19 protein-coding genes and 1 tRNA gene are annotated in these 20,587 nt (G+C 48.7%); 11 read left to right on the top strand and 9 right to left on the bottom strand.

Annotated elements, in window-relative coordinates:
• Nucleotides 1-55: 55 nt before the first annotated feature.
• On the bottom strand, nt 56-1,270 hold the full coding sequence (locus ACFW2W_RS05625; protein ID WP_378174470.1) for an RNA-guided endonuclease InsQ/TnpB family protein: 1,215 nt from the start codon (nt 1,268-1,270) through the stop codon (nt 56-58).
• Nucleotides 1,271-1,421: 151 nt separating this feature from the next.
• Here ACFW2W_RS05625 and ribD point away from each other — a divergent pair, with 151 nt between their 5' ends.
• Together ribD and ACFW2W_RS05615 are read left to right on the top strand one after the other, a co-directional pair.
• The gene (ribD, locus tag ACFW2W_RS05620; protein ID WP_378174467.1) at nt 1,422-2,573 is read left to right on the top strand and encodes a bifunctional diaminohydroxyphosphoribosylaminopyrimidine deaminase/5-amino-6-(5-phosphoribosylamino)uracil reductase RibD; all 1,152 of its coding nucleotides are present in this window, start codon (nt 1,422-1,424) and stop codon (nt 2,571-2,573) included.
• Between the two features lie 46 nt (nt 2,574-2,619).
• Nucleotides 2,620-3,270 carry a hypothetical protein gene (locus ACFW2W_RS05615; protein ID WP_378174464.1) on the top strand — a complete coding sequence of 217 codons (651 nt, stop codon included), beginning with the start codon at nt 2,620-2,622 and terminating at the stop codon, nt 3,268-3,270.
• A gap of 66 nt (nt 3,271-3,336) precedes the next feature.
• On the opposite strand, the gene ACFW2W_RS05610 is transcribed toward ACFW2W_RS05615, so the two are convergent.
• The 4 genes from ACFW2W_RS05610 to ACFW2W_RS05595 form a co-directional block, all read right to left on the bottom strand.
• Nucleotides 3,337-3,570 carry a hypothetical protein gene (locus ACFW2W_RS05610; protein WP_378174639.1) on the bottom strand — a complete coding sequence of 78 codons (234 nt, stop codon included), beginning with the start codon at nt 3,568-3,570 and terminating at the stop codon, nt 3,337-3,339.
• 547 nt (nt 3,571-4,117) lie between these two features.
• Nucleotides 4,118-4,190, bottom strand: a tRNA-Ala gene (locus tag ACFW2W_RS05605).
• Nucleotides 4,191-4,294: 104 nt separating this feature from the next.
• Nucleotides 4,295-5,017 (bottom strand): HAD family hydrolase, encoded by a 723-nt coding sequence (locus ACFW2W_RS05600; protein WP_378174461.1) that lies wholly within the window; start codon nt 5,015-5,017, stop codon nt 4,295-4,297.
• Nucleotides 5,014-5,919, bottom strand: coding sequence for a class I SAM-dependent methyltransferase (locus ACFW2W_RS05595; protein ID WP_378174458.1), 906 nt, complete (start codon nt 5,917-5,919; stop codon nt 5,014-5,016). Before ACFW2W_RS05595 ends, ACFW2W_RS05600 begins: the two co-directional genes overlap by 4 nt.
• Nucleotides 5,920-6,172: 253 nt before the next feature.
• Between ACFW2W_RS05595 and ACFW2W_RS05590 the strand changes: the two genes are divergently transcribed.
• Both ACFW2W_RS05590 and ACFW2W_RS05585 read left to right on the top strand, forming a co-directional pair.
• Complete coding sequence (locus tag ACFW2W_RS05590) at nt 6,173-7,354, top strand: RtcB family protein (protein ID WP_378174455.1); 1,182 nt, start codon at nt 6,173-6,175, stop codon at nt 7,352-7,354.
• Nucleotides 7,355-7,579: 225 nt separating this feature from the next.
• Nucleotides 7,580-8,167, top strand: a complete 588-nt coding sequence (locus ACFW2W_RS05585; protein ID WP_378174452.1) for a Uma2 family endonuclease — start codon at nt 7,580-7,582, stop codon at nt 8,165-8,167.
• Between the two features lie 117 nt (nt 8,168-8,284).
• Here the strand turns inward: ACFW2W_RS05585 and ACFW2W_RS05580 are convergent, their stop codons facing one another.
• On the bottom strand, nt 8,285-8,485 hold the full coding sequence (locus tag ACFW2W_RS05580) for a hypothetical protein (RefSeq protein ID WP_378174449.1): 201 nt from the start codon (nt 8,483-8,485) through the stop codon (nt 8,285-8,287).
• A 126-nt stretch (nt 8,486-8,611) separates the two neighbouring features.
• On the opposite strand from ACFW2W_RS05580, the gene ACFW2W_RS05575 reads away from it, so the two are divergent.
• Nucleotides 8,612-9,751: a hypothetical protein gene (locus tag ACFW2W_RS05575; protein WP_378174446.1), complete on the top strand. Its 1,140-nt coding sequence runs from the start codon at nt 8,612-8,614 to the stop codon at nt 9,749-9,751.
• Nucleotides 9,752-10,217: 466 nt separating this feature from the next.
• Here ACFW2W_RS05575 and ACFW2W_RS05570 read toward each other — a convergent pair whose 3' ends face one another.
• Nucleotides 10,218-10,973, bottom strand: coding sequence for an SIMPL domain-containing protein (locus ACFW2W_RS05570; RefSeq protein WP_378174443.1), 756 nt, complete (start codon nt 10,971-10,973; stop codon nt 10,218-10,220).
• 115 nt (nt 10,974-11,088) lie between these two features.
• Between ACFW2W_RS05570 and ACFW2W_RS05565 the strand changes: the two genes are divergently transcribed.
• From ACFW2W_RS05565 to sds, 6 genes are all read left to right on the top strand, one after another.
• Complete coding sequence (locus ACFW2W_RS05565; protein ID WP_378174440.1) at nt 11,089-11,226, top strand: hypothetical protein; 138 nt, start codon at nt 11,089-11,091, stop codon at nt 11,224-11,226.
• 90 nt (nt 11,227-11,316) lie between these two features.
• A complete protein-coding gene (locus ACFW2W_RS05560) occupies nt 11,317-12,726 on the top strand; it encodes a cation:proton antiporter (RefSeq protein ID WP_378174437.1) in 1,410 nt (469 codons plus the stop codon).
• 471 nt (nt 12,727-13,197) lie between these two features.
• Nucleotides 13,198-15,135: an N-acetylmuramoyl-L-alanine amidase gene (locus ACFW2W_RS05555; RefSeq protein ID WP_378174434.1), complete on the top strand. Its 1,938-nt coding sequence runs from the start codon at nt 13,198-13,200 to the stop codon at nt 15,133-15,135.
• 31 nt (nt 15,136-15,166) lie between these two features.
• Nucleotides 15,167-16,024, top strand: coding sequence for a glutamate racemase (gene murI, locus ACFW2W_RS05550; protein WP_378174431.1), 858 nt, complete (start codon nt 15,167-15,169; stop codon nt 16,022-16,024).
• A gap of 59 nt (nt 16,025-16,083) precedes the next feature.
• The gene (locus tag ACFW2W_RS05545) at nt 16,084-16,236 is read left to right on the top strand and encodes a hypothetical protein (protein ID WP_378174428.1); all 153 of its coding nucleotides are present in this window, start codon (nt 16,084-16,086) and stop codon (nt 16,234-16,236) included.
• 620 nt (nt 16,237-16,856) lie between these two features.
• On the top strand, nt 16,857-17,828 hold the full coding sequence (sds, locus tag ACFW2W_RS05540) for a solanesyl diphosphate synthase (protein ID WP_378174425.1): 972 nt from the start codon (nt 16,857-16,859) through the stop codon (nt 17,826-17,828).
• 46 nt (nt 17,829-17,874) lie between these two features.
• On the opposite strand, the gene ACFW2W_RS05535 is transcribed toward sds, so the two are convergent.
• Nucleotides 17,875-19,311 carry a GUN4 domain-containing protein gene (locus ACFW2W_RS05535; RefSeq protein ID WP_378174422.1) on the bottom strand — a complete coding sequence of 479 codons (1,437 nt, stop codon included), beginning with the start codon at nt 19,309-19,311 and terminating at the stop codon, nt 17,875-17,877.
• A complete protein-coding gene (locus ACFW2W_RS05530) occupies nt 19,308-20,567 on the bottom strand; it encodes a hypothetical protein (RefSeq protein WP_378174419.1) in 1,260 nt (419 codons plus the stop codon). The genes ACFW2W_RS05535 and ACFW2W_RS05530 overlap by 4 nt, the downstream gene beginning before the upstream one ends.
• Nucleotides 20,568-20,587: the final 20 nt, after the last annotated feature.

Raw genomic sequence — 20,587 nt, 5'->3', positions numbered from 1 at the left:
AAGTAGGCTAGGCTGTGCCCTAATTCATTACACTCAGGTTTGACACTCCCCACGGCTAAAAGCCGGGGGATTCTTTCATCTCAGGGATTCCAATGAATTTACCCTCAGAAAGCATCTTCACCGTGTGCCCCACGGCTGCAAGTCCACGTATTGCGACTACTTGAGCGGCTGCGACATCTCTATCAGTCTTATAGCCGCAACTCTCACATACATGAGTACGCTCCGATAGCTCTTTTTTGCCTGTCTGTGTCCCACAATTAGGACAAATCTGACTTGTTTTACGAGCATCTACTTTTTGAAAGTACACACCCCTTTTCAAGCAAGTCTGCTCAAGGATGTTAAAAAACTGACCAAACCCTGCATCAAGACAGTGTTTGCCCAACATTCCGCGAGACAGTCCAATCAAATTCAAATCTTCAACGAAAACCATTCCAGCGCCATCACATAGTTGATGGGATAGTTTTCGATGGAAATCCTTGCGGCAATTGGAAACGTATTCATGCACTTTAGCTACTTTCTGAAGTGCTTTTCGCCAATTGTTTGAGCCAATACGTTTCCTAGAGACGCGCTGTTGCAGGAATTTAAGCTGGCATTCGGCATCTACAAAAAACCTGGATCGTTTGACTAAAAGACCGTTGGAAGTAGCTACGAAACTCGTTAAGCCTACATCAATCCCTAATGCTTCTCCATGAGGCAGTATCGGCGCTACAGACACATTCCACTGTACTGTTAGCATGACGTACCAACCAGATACGCGCTTAACAATCCGGGCTTGCTTTACTGCCCCGCCATCAGGAATGCTTTGCGACTGCCGAAATTTAACCCACCCAATCTTAGGCAGGTTAATTTGCCCTTGTTTGAGTGGTTCCTTGTTCAGTTGGGGAAACACGAACGAACGCATTCTTCCCGGTTTTTTAAACCGTGGAAAACCGTGGTTCTGCTCCCACATTGCCACAAATGCATTCTCGACTCTCTTAAGAGTTTGCTGCAATACTTGAGCGTTAACAACCTTGAGGTTTGGATGCTCATTCTTCGCAGCCGTCAAGGACTTGCATTGACTTGCGTAAGTTGGGCGCGGTGTATTGGCCCTGATCATGTACTCATGGCGAAGGGAACAAGCGTTAATCTGACAACTACGGGATTTGTACCAATCCTTCCTTTCACCAAGTGCATAATTGTAGACGCGGCGGTTAATTTCTAGCCATTCGTCAAATAATGAAACTTGTTCGCGTGTTGGCTTTAGCTTAAATTCGTAAGTCAGATTAAACACACTTGCTCCCTCCTGAAGGCATTCTATACTCAGGCATACCTTTGGCAAGGACGTTTTATAGATGGCGATTGAAATTGCCTGCCGCTACACCCCCATCAATAAAATTTAGGGGTACTGGGGCGAAGAATTTGGTAGCCAGGACAGCAAACTCATGGACAACTTTTCCGTAGACACCCAATCGGATGCACCCCAACCGGAGTCCCCTTTTACCTCCTTCGACCGCGCGATGATGCAGCGGTGTATAGAACTAGCCCGTCACGCCTTGGGACAAACCGCTCCCAATCCCCTAGTGGGTTCTGTCATTGTCCAGGATGGGCAGATTGTGGGGGAAGGGTTTCATCCCGGTGCCGGTCATCCCCATGCAGAAGTCTTTGCGCTGCGGGACGCCGGTGAACGAGCCAAAGGAGCCACAATTTATGTAAATCTGGAACCTTGTAACCACTACGGACGGACGCCTCCCTGTTCGGAAGCATTGGTAGCAGCAGGCGTGAGCAAGGTGGTGGTGGGCATGGTAGACCCCGATCCGCGCGTGTCGGGGGGAGGGATTGAGCGGTTACGAGCAGCGGGGATAGAAGTTGTGGTGGGTGTGGAAGAAGACGCCTGTCGGCAGCTGAATGAGGCTTTTATCCATCGCGTTCTCTACCGGCGTCCGTTTGGCATTTTAAAATACGCCATGACTTTGGATGGCAAAATTGCCACAACGACAGGACACAGCGCCTGGATTACCAGCACCGACGCCCGCAATGAGGTACATCGAATGCGGGTGGCGTGCGATGCTGTGATCGTGGGCGGCAACACCGTGCGTCTGGATAACCCCCACTTGACCAGCCATCAGACAGAGGTACACAATCCCTTGCGCGTAGTCATGAGTCGCACGCTACATTTGCCCGTAGAGGCTCATGTGTGGGAGACGGCGGAGGCTCCGACTTTAGTGTTAACAGAGGTGGGGGCTAATCCGGATTTTCAGCAGATGTTGCTGAAAAAGGGTGTGATGGTAGTGGAGCTGACTCCACTGACACCGACGAAGGCAATGGCGTACTTATATGAGCGGGGATTATCGGGCGTGCTGTGGGAATGTGGCGGCACGTTAGCAGCAAGCGCGATCGCCGAAGGGACAGTACAAAAAATTCTGGCCTTCATTGCTCCCAAAATTGTCGGCGGCAGGTCGGCTCCTTCGCCCGTGGGGGATTTGGGGTTCGCAAGCATGACAGAGGCACTCACTCTAGAGCGCGTCCGTTGGCGAACTGTCGGCTCAGATTGCCTGGTTGAAGGTTATTTACCCTTAGCGGTCAGTAGTCAATAGTCAGTGGTTATTGGTCATTGGTTAATGGCGAATAGCTAATTGTCAATTGCCATTCGTCATTCGCAAAGCTGATAGCTATCAAAATATGCTCGAAGTGATTGTGTGGAGCCTGTTGGTTGGAAGTTTTGGTTTGGAGGCAGTGATGGTAAGCGGATGGATGCGCTGGCAGCAGGTGAGTACAGGTCAGCAATATGAGGAAGAGGAAGAAACTTTGACTCGTTATGAATCTAAACAAGACCTAGCACTAGCAGAGCCGCCTTCTAATGGTTCCTCTGCACAGACGTTCAAAGATCCGCGACTGATGGGCTGGGAATTTAAAATTGTGCGAGCTAAAGGCGATTTATTTCGCAATCCCACGGTTTTTCAAAAGCTGTGTGAAGAAGAGGCACAATCCGGCTGGATTTTGTTAGAAAAAATGGATGACCGGCGGGTGCGGTTCAAGCGACCTACTGCCATGCGGGACATGATTCCATCAGAATCTCTGGCTTATGACCCCTATCGCTGCCATTACGGTCCTGTGTTGACGCGGCGTACCTGGGTGGCAGCGATCGCCGCAGTAATAGCGATAAGTTTACCGGCTTATTTGGGCTATGCCCTAGTGTCGGCGACGCTGGCAAATTCTTCACAGGCTAATACACCGGCGGCACCTCCACCGGAGCCGCAGTCTTTCCCAGAGCGTCCTTTGGCACCCAAGTAGCTCTTGGCTGCGTGCGCGATCGGCATTTTAGCAAGTAAAGACGCGATCTACATCGCGTCTTTACTGTTAATGGGTTTCTTGCCAGACAGACTGACGCTCCTGAGCGAGATCCCGGATCAGGGATAGCTTTGAGTGCAGATAGTCAGTCATAATATTTGTTTCATCGGAATTGAGCGATCGCTGTTGTTTCAGTTGCTTCAGCAGCCACTGTACTAAGCTGGCATCATCTAACTTCAATAACAGATTCGCCTGAGTAGTTTCAATTAAAGACCAAAGCTGACGCAGCATTGTGGGAGTCATAAAACCTCCTATTAGCGGATAGCTGTTCTGAGTGCCGAATTGGCTGGGAACAAGTGTTGTGCGGGTGGTGGGAGCAAGTGGGTACGGCACACGGCCTCTATTTAATTATTCCTTTAGTTTTCCACGATAACTGATCTGGTAATACCAAAATTGCGATCGCACAAGTTGCAATAAGAGTTACCAAATACTTAACAAAGCGAACAATAACTTGACAGGGACTAAGGTAGAAAGTTAAATCCGGTTCCCTGTTAGCGATGGGTGGGAGCCTCTCAAGCCTTGTAAAAACCTCTGGAACCCCACCCTAACCTTCATAAAAAAATTTAGGCTCAATAGGCGCTCCTATCAGAATCTGCTGTAAAGCACGACAAACATCATTAAGCTAGTGCATAACATGAACAGGACTTACGCAAATATCACCACATAGTGTGGGCAACCACAGGGAGATTGAACCCGAAAAAACGCTATATGTATAAGCTTTGCGTAAGTCCTGATGAAGTCTGATTAAATTGCCTTGTAGAGGCTAAAAGGTTTTATAAACTCTTTCTAATGGAGAATAGGGAACTCGAATCCCTGACCTCTGCGGTGCGATCGCAGCGCTCTACCAACTGAGCTAATTCCCCAAGCTGCGAGCTAATAGCCATAAGCTATGAGCTGTTCAACTTCAATATTCTAGCATCCAGCCAGAAACAACTGACTATCCTGTTATCCCTACAGAGTCAGTTGTTTATCCCATCATGGGCTGGGGTGTACTTCGAGAATAAACTTGTTCCACCCGCTCTAATTCTAAGTCGCAAAGCTCATCGACAGCCCAGTTAGCCCAGCGTTGCAGCATATGAAACGGGTAAGTATGCGCCACTCCCATTACTGGCACCCCGGCAAACTTTGCGGCTTGAATTCCTGCTGGGGTATCTTCAATCGCCAGACACTCCGATGGCTGTAGATTGAGATGGAGATATTGCTGATTGAGGCGTTCCACCGCCAGAAGATATCGATCCGGTTCTGGCTTACTGGCGGTGATGTCGTCATCGGCAACAATGACGCTAAAGAACTCAGCCACTCCGGCGCGAGTTAATACCAGTTCTACCTCAGAACGGATCGAGCCACTGACTACAGCTAGTTTTAGCTCTCGCATCCGCAATCGGTTAATTAAGTCTTCCAAGCCTGGATAAACAGGCAACTTTTCCAGTGCCTCCAAGCGCTGCTGGTAGGCTTGCGCCTTGCGGTTTACCAATTCAGTTAAATAGTTTTCGGTGACAAATCTGCCGCGATTTTTTAGCAGCTGATTCAGACAAGCGCGATCGCTCCTGCCTAAACAAAATTGTCGGTAATCTGCTGGTTTAGACCGCAGATTCTCTGAAATTAGAACTTCATCAATTAGTTCCCGGTGAATTGCCTCATCGTTAATAATCACACCGTTAAAATCAAACAGAACTGCCTTCAAAGTCATGCCGTTGTGCCAAAAGCTGGGGCACCAAAGCCCTCCAAATCCTCATCATCTGCCGTGCTACTGGTCGCTGTACGGGATGCTGATACCGAGTCAGAGTTTTGAACTGGGATGGGTTTGATGCCTCTAGTGACTTGGTGTATCCACAACACATCCTGAGTTTGCACCGCTTCAAATCCTGCCGTTCCCATCCAGGCATCTACGCTATCACCGGCGTAAGCTCTGATGTACGGCTCCTCAAAAATATCACTTAGCCAATCTACTTGGCGAATCGTTTTCTGATTGCCATCGAGAATCAACACCTCTCCCCCAGATGTCAGCAGGCGGAAGCTTTCCCGCAAAATGGCGCGAGATACTGCGGGTGGTGTCTCGTGAAACAACAGAGAAGCTGTTACCAGGTCAAAGGACGCATCGGGAAACCCAGTTTCTTCGGCATTTCCGTGCAAAAATTGGATGTTTAGCGGTGCTTTTTTGGCTTTGTAGTCAGCCATCACTAGCATATAAGGCGACAAGTCTAGACCAATGACTTCCGCCTGTGGGAAAGCTTGCTTTAACATCAGCGTTGTCGAGCCGGTACCGCAGCCTAAGTCTAAAATCCGTCGCGGTTGCCCTTGAATAGCATCAATCAAGCTTTGGCGTACCCAAGTTTCGTTGGGAGGTAAAGCGTATTGGGTAATCGGGTCGTAGGAAACCGCCGCACCGGAGTTGAGATAACCGCGCTCAATGCCGTGGAAGTTTTGGCTACTGTAGTAGGAGGGATAGGAAAGATTGGGGTTACGGAAGCGATCGCCTTCTTGCTCCCAATCCACACTCTCATAGAAACTCCGCAGCTTCTCTTCATCAATCAACAGCCGAACCACAGGTGCTAAGAAGCGCTCGTAGATTGAGTTCTTGCCAACCGCCATAGGATTTTATCTGCGTTGTTGTAGATTACCTGAGGAGGCATTCTCCTCTTTACGAATCTTAATGCTATTTATAACTCAGAAACTCTTCCTGCGGGTGTCTTTGGGAGATGACAAACCCGCCTTCCCTCATGTATTATAAAAGTAATACAAAAGTATTATCAGCAGGACTACCTCAGCGCAGATTGCGATCGCGACCGGGAGTAGGCTTGCAGCGTCACGGATCTTTAATATCAAATATCAGCGGCAAACGTTTATGCCATACGAAAAGCTAGAAATTTCAACCTCAGTGCCGGTGCTATCTTGGGCAAATCATGCCCTCGGTTCCGCTGAAACCAAGATGGCAAAGAATGTTGCCTCCCTGCCATTTGTATTCAAACACGTAGCGCTGATGCCAGACGTTCACCTTGGCAAAGGTGCCTTGGTGGGTTCTGTAGTGGCGACTAAAGAAGCAATTATGCCAGCTGCTGTCGGTGTGGATATTGGTTGCGGGATGATGGCGATTAAAACACCATTTACCGCCGAAAAATTGGAGGGCAAGCTAAAGCAAATTCGTCTGGATTTAGAAGCAGCGATTCCGGTTGGTTTCAATGAAAACAAAGATGTTGAAACAGCCGTTCTTAACTGGCAGGGTTGGCGAGATTTCAAGGAATTGCATTCAGGGGTGAAGCACCTGGAAAGTAAAGCCATGAAACAGATGGGTTCTCTGGGTGGCGGGAATCATTTTATTGAAGTTTGTCTGGATACCGAGAACGCTGTCTGGTTAATGCTGCACTCTGGTTCGCGCAACATTGGCAATATGCTGGCACAAAACCATATTGGCACGGCTAAAGAACTCGCGAAACTAGCAAGCGATCGCTTACCCGATCCAGACTTAGCTTACTTTGTCGCTGGTACGTCAGAATTTACCGCCTACTGGCACGATTTACAGTGGGCGCAAGACTACGCCCGTTTCAACCGCGACGTGATGATGGCGCGTTTTAAGCGGATTGTGGAAAAGCATCTCGCTGGTGGTAAGCAGACTAAGCCGCTGCTGTCAGTCAACTGTCACCACAACTACGCCGAAAAAGAAGTGCATTTTGGCGAAAATGTGTATGTCACTCGTAAAGGTGCAGTGCGGGCGCGTCAAGAAGATTATGGCATTATTCCCGGTTCAATGGGAGCAAAATCATTCATTGTAAAAGGGAAAGGGAATGCTGAAAGTTACTGTTCTTGCAGTCACGGTGCTGGACGTTTGATGTCTCGAAATAAGGCAAAAAATGTCTACACGTTGGACGATTTGATTCAGCAAACAAATGGTGTAGAGTGCCGCAAGGATGAGGGCGTTTTGGATGAAATTCCTGGCGCTTATAAACCGATCGAGCAAGTCATGGCTAATCAAGCGGATTTGGTTGAAGTTGTGGCGACGCTGAAGCAGGTTGTCTGTATTAAGGGCTAATTTATGTGGGGTGGGCAATGCCCACCTTTTTTTAACGCAAAGGTACGTGCCATGTTAACGCAGAGGTACGCAGAGTTAATTAAATTAAAATTTAGTTTAATGATTTTGAACAGATTAATAAAGATGATATTTTTTATTGATATATTCTAAAATATAATTTGATAAAGATTGAGTTAATGCTTCTCGCCTCATCAACCAAGCTTTTATGGGGAAGTGATAGAAACTATGATTGCTATTCGACAATTTAACCAGATGACCCCCCAAGAGTATCTGGAATGGGAACCTACTCAAGAAATCCGCTACGAGTACATTGATGGGGAAGTCTTTGCCATGACGGGGGGGACGAAACCCCACAACCGCATCGCTGGCAACATCTACACGTCTCTAGATAGTCATTTACAAGAGGGAGGCTGCGAAGTCTATATTGCAGATGTCAAGGTGCAAGCCTCTGCAAATGGCCCCTATCATTACCCTGATGTGGTGGTGACTTGCGACTCTAGAGATCAAAACTCTAATCAGTTTGTTCAGTATCCTTGCCTAATTGTAGAAGTCCTTTCGCCTTCTACAGAGGCTTTTGATCGGGGGGGTAAATTTGCTCGATACCGTCAGATGGAAACTTTACAGGAGTATGTGCTGATTCAGTCAGAACAGATAGGGGTGGAGTGCTTTAGGCGCAATGAGGAGGGTTTGTGGGTGCTTTATCCCTACGAGTCTGGAGATACATTCACTCTCTCTAGTGTGGGACTTTCTCTAAGCGTAGATGCTGTATATCGACAAGTTAGATTTGAATCTACTGAGACAGAGGCATCTTGAAGTATATGTAAGGTTTGATGGCAGAAAAAGGAAGCGATCGCTAATGGTACTTTTCATCTATAAAAGTATCCTGAAGAACTTGCTGAAACGCTCACCTATTCTTCTTCTACCACCTGTTCAATAAATTTTTGCACTAAAGGCAAGAGGATGCGATCGCAAGAGTTGATGCAACACTTCTTTTTTTACCAGTTTTCGGACAATCTTGGGATTTTGGTCTGTGGGAGTTTCCCTAGAAATTAGACACCACAGAAAGTAGCGATCGCTATCTTTCAAACTTCTCCACAATCCCCAAAAATACTCCCCGCCTCGCTCCAGCACAGTGGGAATAACCGTCTCAACATCCCGTGCAGTAGCTTTTGCGGTACTGGTGTCTCCCTTGATTAGAGTTACCCTTGTGGGAGTGTCAAAATAGATTGAGTATCAATTTTGCACACTACCGATCCTATGTTCATTGAGCGCAAAGTCAATCACTCTACTAATACAGTTGAGCTATGGAAATGTGAATGGGAATATCCTGATGGCGCTTCAGCTAAAAAACGCTATATCAGCAAGGTTGGGGAAGAACAGCCCTTAAAGCCGGAAGGTCAGAACGCTTGGAACCAGGCTAACGCGATTTGTTGGGCATCCGGTCGCACCCTCGGAAATATTGCTGTTTTTTCTAAATCTATTCTTGGGAGTTTCCCCGCACAGGCGGGAGACGATGCCTTCTTACCTTGCGATTTTGTCCCTGCTGGAAAATTTCGGCATGGTGCTGACCGATGGTGGTGTAGGACTCATCAAACGCACTGGGGGACAAAAGCCGACCACGAATCATCTGACAAGTCAGGAGTAATGCTTTGTGCAAATCACTCCCAGCCAATGAACTACACTCTGTCTCCACTGGAAATCAATGTAACTGACTATGCTGAGGTGGGAATATGGTGTTCACTTCCAACAGCCCTGTCTACCCAGCCGATAGAGTCGCGCGCTCCAAAAATTCATGTTCATTTACGTCCCAAGGCGCAAGGAAAGAAGTCGATAGACGATGACTTTGATGCTATTTCGTTGCTTTACCATGAAGATTTAGGACTGTTTGCCAATGCTGAGATTACCCGCGTCAATATCACGCCGCCGGCTGCTTTTGAGTTCGTGTGTGCCGTAGAAGAAGATCGAGAGATGACTTGCATCAACTGCTCCCAGTGTGGATACCCTCACCTGGATCTAGGTGATTTTGCACGGAAGCCTCATCGGAAACATTTCTGTGGCAATTGCGGTTGTGATAGCACTTGGAGTAAGGGGCATATTGTGTCAACGCCTCTTAAACCTTTGTATGACCAATTTGCAAAGAACACGCAGTATAAGGAGCCAGACAGAACGCTGAAGCTGGATCTAGATAAATACTCAGGTTGTGATTATGAAATCTGGGCATCTACTTCAGCAATCGTGTGGTCAGCAGATCGCCCGCAGGAAAAAGGGATTCATGTTCATGTCAACGATGGATCAAAACGCATTGTTGACGATACGTTCAGTGTTGTAGTCCTCAACGGGAAAACTCTTGAGCGAAAGGACGTGCTTCAAGCGATGTTTGAGCGCACGATTACATGAGGCGAAGCTATTCAGTTTCATAACCAATTGTGCAATTATGCAGCCAGCAGCCTAACAAGGCGTTGCAGCCGAACGAACAAGAGTTATTGGTTAGAGTTGAGAGGCTATCTGCATCGACTCAAGTGTGTCGTTAGACCTCAGTCCTTCTGTGAGGACGCAGTTGGGAGGTTGTCGGTGAGGAGCGATCGCCTTTAAATTAGCAAGCTTGTCTGTGGGGCGCTCGTGGCTAATAAGGGTTCAGTTCGCCCAGCTTGAGAACGTGAACCAGGTTGAAAAACAAGCATAGACAAAGTGATACTTACTCCCTTAAATACTCAGAGGTTTGCGGGACGCCACCAGCATCAAGGCGTTGTCGTTCATGCGCGATCGCAAGTTGTTATAAAATCTGTTCTCAAATTCCTCAGAGGGATTAGTCCCTCTTATGAAAAACAATGACATCAGGTGGGCAAAAGCCCACCCAACATTCCTAATAGCTAATTTGTAGAGTCACCGATGCCTCTACCTGTTGTTCGCCACCAATCACGGGTGTAGACGCCTCTACCTTCCCAGATCGCAAAGCCATGTCAGCTAAGGGCATTGGGGGTGGCGGCGGCGCAGAAGCACCATTGACTTGAATGTTCACAACTTCCCGGCGGGTGAGATTTAGGGCACCCAAAACAGCATCAGCTTGCTCTTGGGCATCTTGAGTCGCTTCGCGCAGGGCTTGCTTTTGAGCGGTAGCGATCGCACTATCAGCAGCAATAAAACTAATGCCGTCAATCCGTGTCGCCCCAGCTTTCACCGCTTCATCCAGAAGCGTTCCGACTTTTTGGGTATCAATCCGAAAGCTAACGACGTTGGTGGCAGTATACCCAGTCAGGCGTTGGACGTTATTTTCATAGCTGTAAACCGGGTTGAGGCTAATGCCAGTGGTTTGTAATTTTTCCACATTGCGAGATTTTAGCAACTCCACCACTGCGGTCGATCGGCGTGCTGCTTCCTGTTGCACATCCGCAGCCACTTTACCCTGAACCTCAACCCCCAGCCGCACCAGCGTTAACGTTGTCGCAATCGATTCTTCTCCCCTGCCAGTCACAGTAATAGTTCGCAGCATTTTCTCTTGGGCGATCGCTGGATTAGTCATGATTAAACTTAAAAGACCCACGGCGAAAGATATTGCCTGACGCTGATACCAGGAACTTGCGAAAGATGGAGTTCGATTCATTGGCTCGTGTGTTTTCATACTAGAACTGCACCAGCTGCTTTTAATTTTGCCGGTGGAATGTTCCTAATCTGCCACTACCGCAGCTAAAAAATCTCAGCAGTTACCGTTTTGGCAACTTAGGCGATAGTGCTAGTTGCAATGCAAGTGCTATCGCCCGATCGCCAGCCCTCTAGGGTATGGTAAGTATTTATACTTGAGTGGAAGCGACTGGATTCAACTGCGCGATCGCGAGTTAGAAATTGACCGCATCCCTCTCAAGTCATCATCTTGACAGGTCTTTCACTCTCGTTGAATATCCAGATAAAAGCTTGCTTTTGTAAAGAAGCTTGTACATTGAAAAGAATGATTTTGTGCAGAACTCATGGCGATAGATGCAACTCACTGGCTTAGTTTACTAAGTCCAACTTTCTCGTTCTCACTTTGGAGCAAAACCATTCCTGTGCTAGCAGCAGCAACACCAGAAGCAGAAAAAGGCCCACTGGTCTTAGCAGCGGTATTGCTGAGTTTAGTCATCATTTACTTCGCCAGCAAAATCGGGGCGGAGTTATCAAACTGGATGGGCTTCCCGCCTGTATTAGGCGAACTGGTCGGCGGTGTGGTGGTGGGTATTTCTGCCCTGCATCTGCTGGTATTTCCAGAAAGCGGCTCCTCGGCTTCTGATTCTGTACTGATGACCTTCCTGCAAGGCACCTCTGGCTTAAGTCTCGACACAATTGGTGAGGTGTTTCAAACCCAGAGCGAAGTTATGTCCGTTTTGGCGGAACTGGGTGTGATCGTACTGCTATTTGAAATTGGTCTGGAATCGAATTTAAAGGAACTGATGGCAGTCGGTATCCAGGCAGTCGTTGTCGCCGTAGTGGGGGTAGTGGTGCCCTTTGTAGCTGGCACTGCGGGGCTGATGCTCTTGTTTGGCGTGCCAGCGATTCCAGCGATTTTTGCGGGGGCTGCTTTGACTGCAACCAGTATTGGGATTACTTCCAAGGTTCTCTCAGAACTGGGGCGTCTCACTTCTAAAGAAGGTCAGATTATTCTGGGCGCTGCTGTCATAGACGATGTTCTGGGTATCATCGTCTTGGCAGTGGTGGCAAGTTTGGCAAAAACAGGTGAAGTGGATGTCAGCAACGTCATTTATCTGATCGTTAGCGCCAGTAGTTTTCTATTAGGTGCAATTCTGCTGGGTAAGGTTTTTAACCAATCCTTTGTAGCGATCGCCGATCTGCTCAAGACACGCGGCGGGCTAGTAATACCCGCTTTCATCTTCGCATTCTTGATGGCCTATGTGGGAGCCGCCATCCACCTAGAAGCTATTTTGGGAGCTTTTGCCGCTGGCTTAGTCTTAGACGAGACGGATAAGCGTAAAGAACTGCAAAAGCAGGTGGTGCCCATTGCCGATCTGTTGGTGCCGATTTTCTTTGTGACGGTTGGTGCTAAAACCGACCTGGGAGTTCTCAATCCAGCGGTTCCCAGTAACCGGGAAGGGTTGCTCATGGCTATTTTCCTGATTGTCGTGGCAATTGTCGGAAAGGTTGTTACTGGTCTAGCAGTATTTGGTCAACCTCAGCTCAACCGATTAGCGATTGGCGTCGGGATGATTCCACGAGGCGAAGTTGGGCTGGTTTTTGCCGGTGTTGGTTCTGCCAGCGGTGCTTTGTCTGAAGCCACAGAAGCCGCGATTATTATGATGGTCATCTTGACAACTTTTTTAGCACCTCCGTTATTACGGTTTGTGTTTCAGGAACCTGCATCGGTTCCTGCTAAGGAAAGCGATTAGTCATTAGTGGGTAGTGGGTAGTGGTATACAATCAACACCGACTACCTACTGACAAAAAACTAACAGCGAACGGTTTTTGTGAAACTTAAGTTACTTTATCTACGTCCCTTGGGGTTGGTTATAGGATTCAAAAGGTTTCTCTCGCTTTGAGAAAAGTGTTGACTTGCGCGACTTGGGGATAGGCAGCATCAAAACGTCATCATTGCCCAACCCTGGCAAGCAAAAATCTCGCTTTGAGAGACTCCACACACCAGGCATCTTCCCGATGGCAATTGGCTTTTTCCAGCGAAAAAAGTCATGCCTAGTCGATTATTCTGCATTGCTACCAAAGTCGTGATATTGTTCAACCCAGTCTAAAATCGTTTACTTTGTTTACCCCAATGCACCGGATGTGAACCGAAAACATCCGAAACAGGTCTACAGCGTACAGACCGACGATTACGGTCTTTGCCTTTTTCAGGAGCAACGATAGTGAGATTTTACTGGCTATTACCCAGTTTTTTGAGCATTTTTCTCGTTTCACTTCCCGCTAATGCGGCGAGACTGGTGTATTGGCGTTTTGATGCCAATCAGAACCGACTGGACTTTAGGACGGATGATGGAGTTCAACCGCGAGCGCAACTGCTTGCCAACCCGACACGTCTGGTAATCGATCTGCCCGGTACCAGCTTGGGACGCCCAACGGTGACTCAGCAATTGGCTGGAGCGCTGCGTTCTCTGCGAGTAGGACAGTTTGAGGGCAATATTACTCGGATGGTAATTGAATTAGACCCTGGTTACACCCTCGATCCAGAGCAAGTGCTAGTTCGAGGAGCTTCCCCCAGCCAGTGGTCGGTGCAATTACCAAAGCCCGAACGAGTAGCGCGGGTGCCAAATTCTTCCCCCAGAGATCCAGATTTGGGAAATTCGCCGCCCCCTTTGCAGCCTCTTCCCAATGAGGCTCCTAGGAATCCTTCGCCGCCAAGAGTGCTGAGTCGCCCGCCGATTCGTCAGACACCCCCAAACGTAGCGGTTGGGTCGCTTGCTCAAATCGAAGATGTGCAGGTAACGCGGGATGGGTTTTTCCTGCGGACGAATGGGGGTCGCCTGCAGATTATTAAGGTGAAGCGGAGTAGCGATCGCAAAAACATTACTTTTGACCTGCAAGGCGCTACCCTTTCACGCAGTCTTGCATCGCCTTCTTCGACGGTGAATCGCTATGGCGTCAGTCGCATCTTATTGTCCCAAGTCGATACTTCACCCTCAATCGTTCGCGTCACCATGAACGTGAGGAGAGAAGGTCCGGACTGGCTGGCAAGTGTCAGCGATTTTGGTGGCATTGTACTCTTGCCGAAGGGTACGAGTGCTGGCGACATTGAAAGTCCGCCACTGGCTGGAAATCAACCCTCTCCCGTTACGGGGGAGTCCACACCGCCTTTGACTCCACCCAGCCGACCCGTCCCCACCAACCGTCCTAATAATCAGTTAGCAACGATTCAATCGGTGGAACTCGCTTCTTCCGGAACCCAGTTATTAATTCGGGCGGATGCGTCTGTAAAGTACACCGGCAGATGGGATGCAAAAGAGGGAGTTTATCGCATTACCATTCCTTCCGCTCAGTTGGCTGACCGAGTTAGGGGACCCCAACTGGATGCCACCACTTCGGTGCGGCGGGTGCGTTTGCAGCAGCAAGATTCGCGTACTGTCGTAATTCTGGTGCAACCAGCCTCAGGGGTGCAGGTTGGGGAACTCAATCAGGTGAGCGACCAACTTTTAGCGCTGCAACTGCAACGAAGTCGCTTTGGATCGGTTGTTCCCCCCACGGGTTCTGTTCGCGTGCCGTTGCCTGAGAATAATAATCCGCCTTCGCCATCCCCCCGCCCCCGTGTTGGACGATTGGTTGTGGTTGTAGACCCCGGACATGGTGGTAAAGACCCTGGAGCCATCGGTTATAGGGGTCTGCGGGAGGTAGATGTGATCTTGCCGATTGCACGGCAGGTAGCGGCATTGCTAGAGCAACAGGGCATCCAGGCGGTATTGACGCGAAATGATGACTATTTCGTAGACCTGCAACCGCGAGTCACAATGGCTGAGCGAGCCAACGCTGATTTATTTGTCAGTATCCATGCCAATGCAATTGATGGGCGTCCCGATGTGCAAGGGCTGGAGACTTACTATTACTCTAGTGGGGGGCGTTTAGCTCAAACAATTCACAGTAGTATTTTGCAGAACGTTGATATCCGAGATCGAAAAGTGCGGCAGGCGAGATTTTATGTACTGAGGAAGAGTTCGATGCCCTCTGTTTTAGTGGAAGTTGGTTTTCTTACCAGCCCACAAGAGTCTGTTAAGTTGGCTTCGCCGGATTACCAGAGCCAGATGGCAAGAGCGATCGCTCGCGGGATTCTACAGTACATTCAACAAAGTCTCTAAATGTCGGTTTGTGGGGAGTGGTTGATTAATCATGAATCAGGAACAAAAAATAAATGAGGCTCTTCAACGAGCCAGAATTGGGATTTTTGATAGCGGAGTCGGCGGGCTGACGGTCTTGAGGGAACTCTACCGGCAGCTGCCATCCGAATCGATTCTTTACTTTGGCGATACGGCTCGACTGCCCTACGGCACTCGCTCTCAGGCAGAAATTTTGCACTTTGTGCGCGAAATTCTCATCTGGATGATGCAGCAGGGCGTCAAAATGGTAATCATGGCTTGCAACACCAGTTCTGCCCTGGCTTTGGAGGCAGTGCGGTCTGAGTTTCCTCTGCCGATTTTAGGAGTTATCTTGCCCGGTGCCCGTGCTGCTGTTGAGCTAGGCAACCGGATTGGGGTCATCGCCACCCCAGCCACTGCCGCTAGCAACGCTTATCGTCGCGCGATTTTAGAAGTTGACGCCACTGCCCAAGTTTGGCAAGTGGGCTGCCCAGAGTTTGTGCCGATGATTGAGCAAAACCGCATCCATGACCCTTACACCCAGGAAGTGGCGCGGGAGTACCTGGCACCGTTGCTGCACCATCGCATTGACACGCTTGTTTACGGCTGTACCCACTATCCCCACTTAGCACCCGTCCTCAGGACAATTCTGCCCCGGTCGGTGAATCTATGCGATCCGGCAGTTCATGTAGCGGCTGCGGCTGCTCAAGAGCTGGATTTACTAGGACTGAGAAACACCCGCCCACCTCTAGCCACTCGATTTGCCGTCAGCGGTTGTCCCGAACAGTTTGCACAACTGTCAGTACAATGGCTGGGGTGTACGCCTGCTGTAGAAAAGGTTTATTTACCGACAGTGCTACATCGGCAAATACCGCTTGAGCTAAGCGAGTAGCAGTCAATTGAAGAATGGGATCTTCAATCCAAAATCTCAAATTTGGCTGCTAATCGCGAATGGATGAGGTGAGCGTGCCGCAAACTGCTAATAATTCTGTCGCGATCGCTAGGGTACGGACTTCGTCCTACCCGCACCTTTCACAGTTCGCTGCGCCAGAATCAACAGCAGGTAAACGGTTAACAAATAACCAGTGGCTAAAATTGGAATAATCAGAGGCATTTCATTATACGTCATAGTGTCGCACAAGCACAAGTAGCGGAATGTAAATTTTTATACGATCCTAAGACAACGCCCCCAAGTCAAGGCTTGAGAATATGGCTGCCCATAGGAATTCTGGAGGTCGCGATCGCCCCCAAAATTCTTGATTTAACTGAAACCCCAGAAAATTGATAAAAATAATCTGGGGCTTTTCTCAGCAATCCCGTAGATAGCAAGCTAATCTACAGTGCCTGTTGAAAGTCCTTTATTTTCAGATGGCTATTTTTCCTAGGGCACTAGCGCTAGAAAAAGATGCAGGAAGCCGGAAATGCTACCGCCTACCAAAAATCTGCCATCCTTTACCAATTTATTACCAACACGTAAGTGTTTTCTGTAATTTTTTGGCTCAGTGAGTCTATTAAGCTTTTCAAATCCTTACATATTAGAGTAACACAAGATCCCTTGGGGTTAGGGGCGATTTTTTTAGATACTTTACAAGTCGATACAATTTCAAAAAAAGGCTGCGGGGGCATCTTCTAAGGAACAAAACTTCCCTGTGGGGGAGCATTAGCTTAAAATAAATGACAGGAATGTAAAATTTCGTAACTATTAAGCCGGAGTCGGCTGATCCATGACCTCAGTGACCTCCCTCTTTGCCCCTGTTGAATCAGACCTACGTGTTCTGACGGAGAATTTGAAAAAGCTGGTTGGTGCCCGTCACCCCATCCTGTATGCGGCGGCAGAACACTTATTTGGGGCAGGAGGAAAGCGCGTTAGACCCGCTATCGTCCTGCTGATATCGCGGGCAACCATGCTGGATCAAGACATTACCCCACGTCACCGACGTCTCGCAGAAATTACGGAAATGATTCACACCGCTAGTCTGGTACACGACGATGTGGTGGATGAATCCGAGGTAAGACGCGGCATTGCAACGGTTCATAGCCGGTTTGGCAATCGCATCGCTGTGTTGGCGGGAGACTTCTTATTTGCCCAATCTTCTTGGTATTTGGCAAATTTGGATAATTTAGAGGTAGTGAAACTGCTCTCAGAAGTGATTATGGATATGGCAGAAGGAGAAATTCAGCAAGGGTTGAATCGCTTTGATGCCAGTTTGTCCCTCGAAGCTTACTTAGAGAAGAGTTACTACAAAACTGCCTCCTTAATTGCTAACAGTGCTAAGGCGGCTGGATTACTCAGTGATGTCTCGGAGGAGGCGGCAGAAAATTTATATCGCTACGGACGTCATCTCGGCTTGGCTTTCCAGATTGTGGATGATATTTTTGACTTCACGGGTTCGACAGAAGCTTTGGGTAAGCCAGCGGGATCGGATCTAAAAAGTGGCAATCTGACGGCACCGGTGTTATTTGCCTTAGAAGAAAAACCTTACCTAGAGGCGCTGATTGAGCGGGAGTTTACAGAGGCGGGGGATTTAGAAGCAGCGATCGCCTTGATTGAAGAAAGTCAGGGCATTGAGCGATCGCGCGAATTAGCCGCACATCATGCCCAACTCGCCGTTCAACAATTGGCAGATTTACCGCCCTCAGAGTGCCGTCAAGCGCTAATTGACATGGCTGATTATGTGTTGAGTCGTCTTTATTAAGGAGAAAGATTGAAGAATGAATCAACAGCCAACAAGCAATTAGCCATTAGCAAATTTTACACTTGGCTAGTCTCGCCGCCAGAGAAGAACACACCAAATCCCAGCGACCCAATCCAGTATCTTCTAATCCCCCAGCCGGAAGATGACCCGATGGGGCAGAATTTTCCGAGAAAGTGAGAGCCGAGTAGTTTAACCAATTGCCTTTGACACGCCAACCAACTTGGTCGCCAAAACGACACCAAGTGGCATAGTCAAAGTCAGGTTTTCCGCCAACCCCTTCCCAAATGCGCTTCTGGACACTAAAGCCAAAGCGTCCGTCGCTGTACTTTACCCAGAGTCGATCGATCGATCCGAGGTGTTGGCAGGGAAACTTTTGAAAATCTTCGACTCTCAGCCAGCCTTCTGGTTCTCGATGGGAAATTTGCAGCAGCAGCATTCTTGTTTCCTCATCTGCTTCTTTCCAGTTCCTGGCGGCAAGTAAATCCCGCAGTTTGCTGTAATTTATCCCCAATGTCCTGAGACGAACGGGAGAGGAAGTCATCGTGGGTATCGTGACACTGACATCAGAAGGTCTAGGAAGTGTAGAGTTGAAGGCTTGCAGCACCTCCGAAGCAGCTTTATAGCGATCCTTCGGTAAAGGCTGAAGCAATTTATCCAAGATTTGCCCTAACTCTTGACTAATGGTTGTGCCTTCTGGCAGACACTCTCGCCACATCCAGCGACACTCTAGCGGTTCATAAAGACCATCAGAACCGTCTAATTTAGGAAGAGATTGGGTCAACAGACAAACGCAAGTGACTCCCAAACTGTAGAGATCGCTAGCGGGGTAGGCGTGACCGTGCATTTGTTCCATCGGCGTATATCCTACCGTACCGACCGTCGTCCCCACTTTCCCCATCGTCGTTTCTGTCACCAGTTTGGAGACGCCGAAATCAATCAGGACTAATTTGCCATTTCGGTGACGACGCATAATATTCTCTAGCTTGATATCCCGGTGAATCACCCCACGTTCGTGAATAAATTTGAGAATTGGCAGTAACTCAGCCAAAAACTGTCTAATCTTTTGTTCGCTAAAAGCTCCCTGAGTTGCCAATTCTTGACGTAAAGTTAGTCCCGCAATCAACTCTTGTACCAGATACAGGCGCTTATCTTCTTCAAAGTAAGCAAGCAGTCTGGGAATTTGGGGATGTTCTCCCAGTTGAAGCAACCGCACTGCCTCCTGGTTAAACATTGCCGTTGCTTTTTCCAGTGCCTTCGGATTGGCTTGAATCTCTGAGGATGGTAAAAATTGCTTCACCACGCAGGGCGCATCCATACAGTCAGTATCTGCTGCCTGATAGGTTCTGCCAAAGCCGCCACCGCCAATCGGTTTGAGGATACGGTAGCGGTTTCTCAGAAGTAGATGAGAGCCACAACTTTGGCAAAATTTATAATCGTCAGGATTCAGACCTTCGCGGCAATTGGGATTGAGACAGTAGATCATACCCAGGCAGGATTCAGCAGGTTGAGTCTATCGTAGTTCTTCCTAGAAGCGTGGCAAAGGGGAAGTGGCTGCGACAACTGGCGGCTGGCTATTGTTTGGGAAATGTCTTGCCGACTTCTCTCACGTCGCCTCTGGATTTTGTCATCCCCCACAGATGAGGCAAACACACTTGTTGGGTTAAAGGAAGGGGCGCTTTTTGGGTAATATATTAGCGACCAGATCGTTGCTCCCTGGTTTTTGTCAAATTTCTCTGCTGGAATGCCTGGGGCATCTATCCCCATGTGTCGATCGTAAAAGTAGCGGTAGAAGGGTAAGTAGCGTGGGGGTACTGAACTGAGTAATAGACTCGCCCATCCTTCGTCACCGATGCCTGCGCCGGATACGCCGGATTGAAGAAAGCGGCGATCGCCCGATTCATTTATCATAAATGCACCGGCGTACATGACCAATTTCCAGAAATGTCGCGCCGCAAAATCGGCGTCAAGGTCAGCATCCCCAACACTCTGGAGGGCATAGACGGCTGGAACTAGGAAAATCCCTGCATAACTGTCATAGCCAATCCCTTCCTGACTTAAACCCAACTGACCGTAAGCGTTGATTAGGTGAGTTTTCAGCCACTGTTTGAGCTGAGTGTATCGGTTGGCGCGGTTGCCTTCCTCGTACACTGCCAGCATCATCACCAGTTCCCCACCCCGACAGACTGCCACCCAGTTAGAAGCCATCGCTGGATTACTGAGGTTGGGGTGGCGGAAATTCTCCCAAGCATCGAGGGCGATGTTAATTTTGTCTTTAATGTAATCTCGCTGCTGTGGCGTCCAACCGCGATACGCCCAATCATAGGCGATCGCCAAATTTTGTCCCACCGTCGCCCTAGATAGCCCATATTGCGCTTCCGGCAGGCGGTTATCTGGGTCTGGATCTTGGTGGATGAGGTGGAGGGCTTCGTAGGCTATTTGTGCATACTTATTTTCATTTGTCAATAAGTACAGCAGTGCTGCTTCTCGTGCCAGATACGAACGGGCATAGTTCCAGTTGCCGTCATTTGGGTTGCCATCATAAATGTGCCAGTTGTTCTGGTTTACCCGCGCTTTCAGGGCATTGAACGCTTGCTGATGATGCGATCGCGGCACCTGAATTGCCGATCGGATTTGTTCGATCCGCCTTTGATTCAGAAATAGACGTGGGTGTGATTCGTCAGCTAGCGTTTTTAAGGGCGTTAGAACTATCAACAGACTGATTAAGATAGGGGTTTTCACCTCTTTGTCTGTGTCCTCTG

Origin of the sequence: Coleofasciculus sp. H7-2 (assembly GCF_042747725.1) — a bacterium.
Taxonomy (GTDB): Bacteria; Cyanobacteriota; Cyanobacteriia; order Cyanobacteriales; family FACHB-T130; genus FACHB-T130.
The sequence above is the reverse complement of the archived record's forward strand: the minus strand, read 5'-3'. Positions and strand labels throughout refer to the sequence as shown.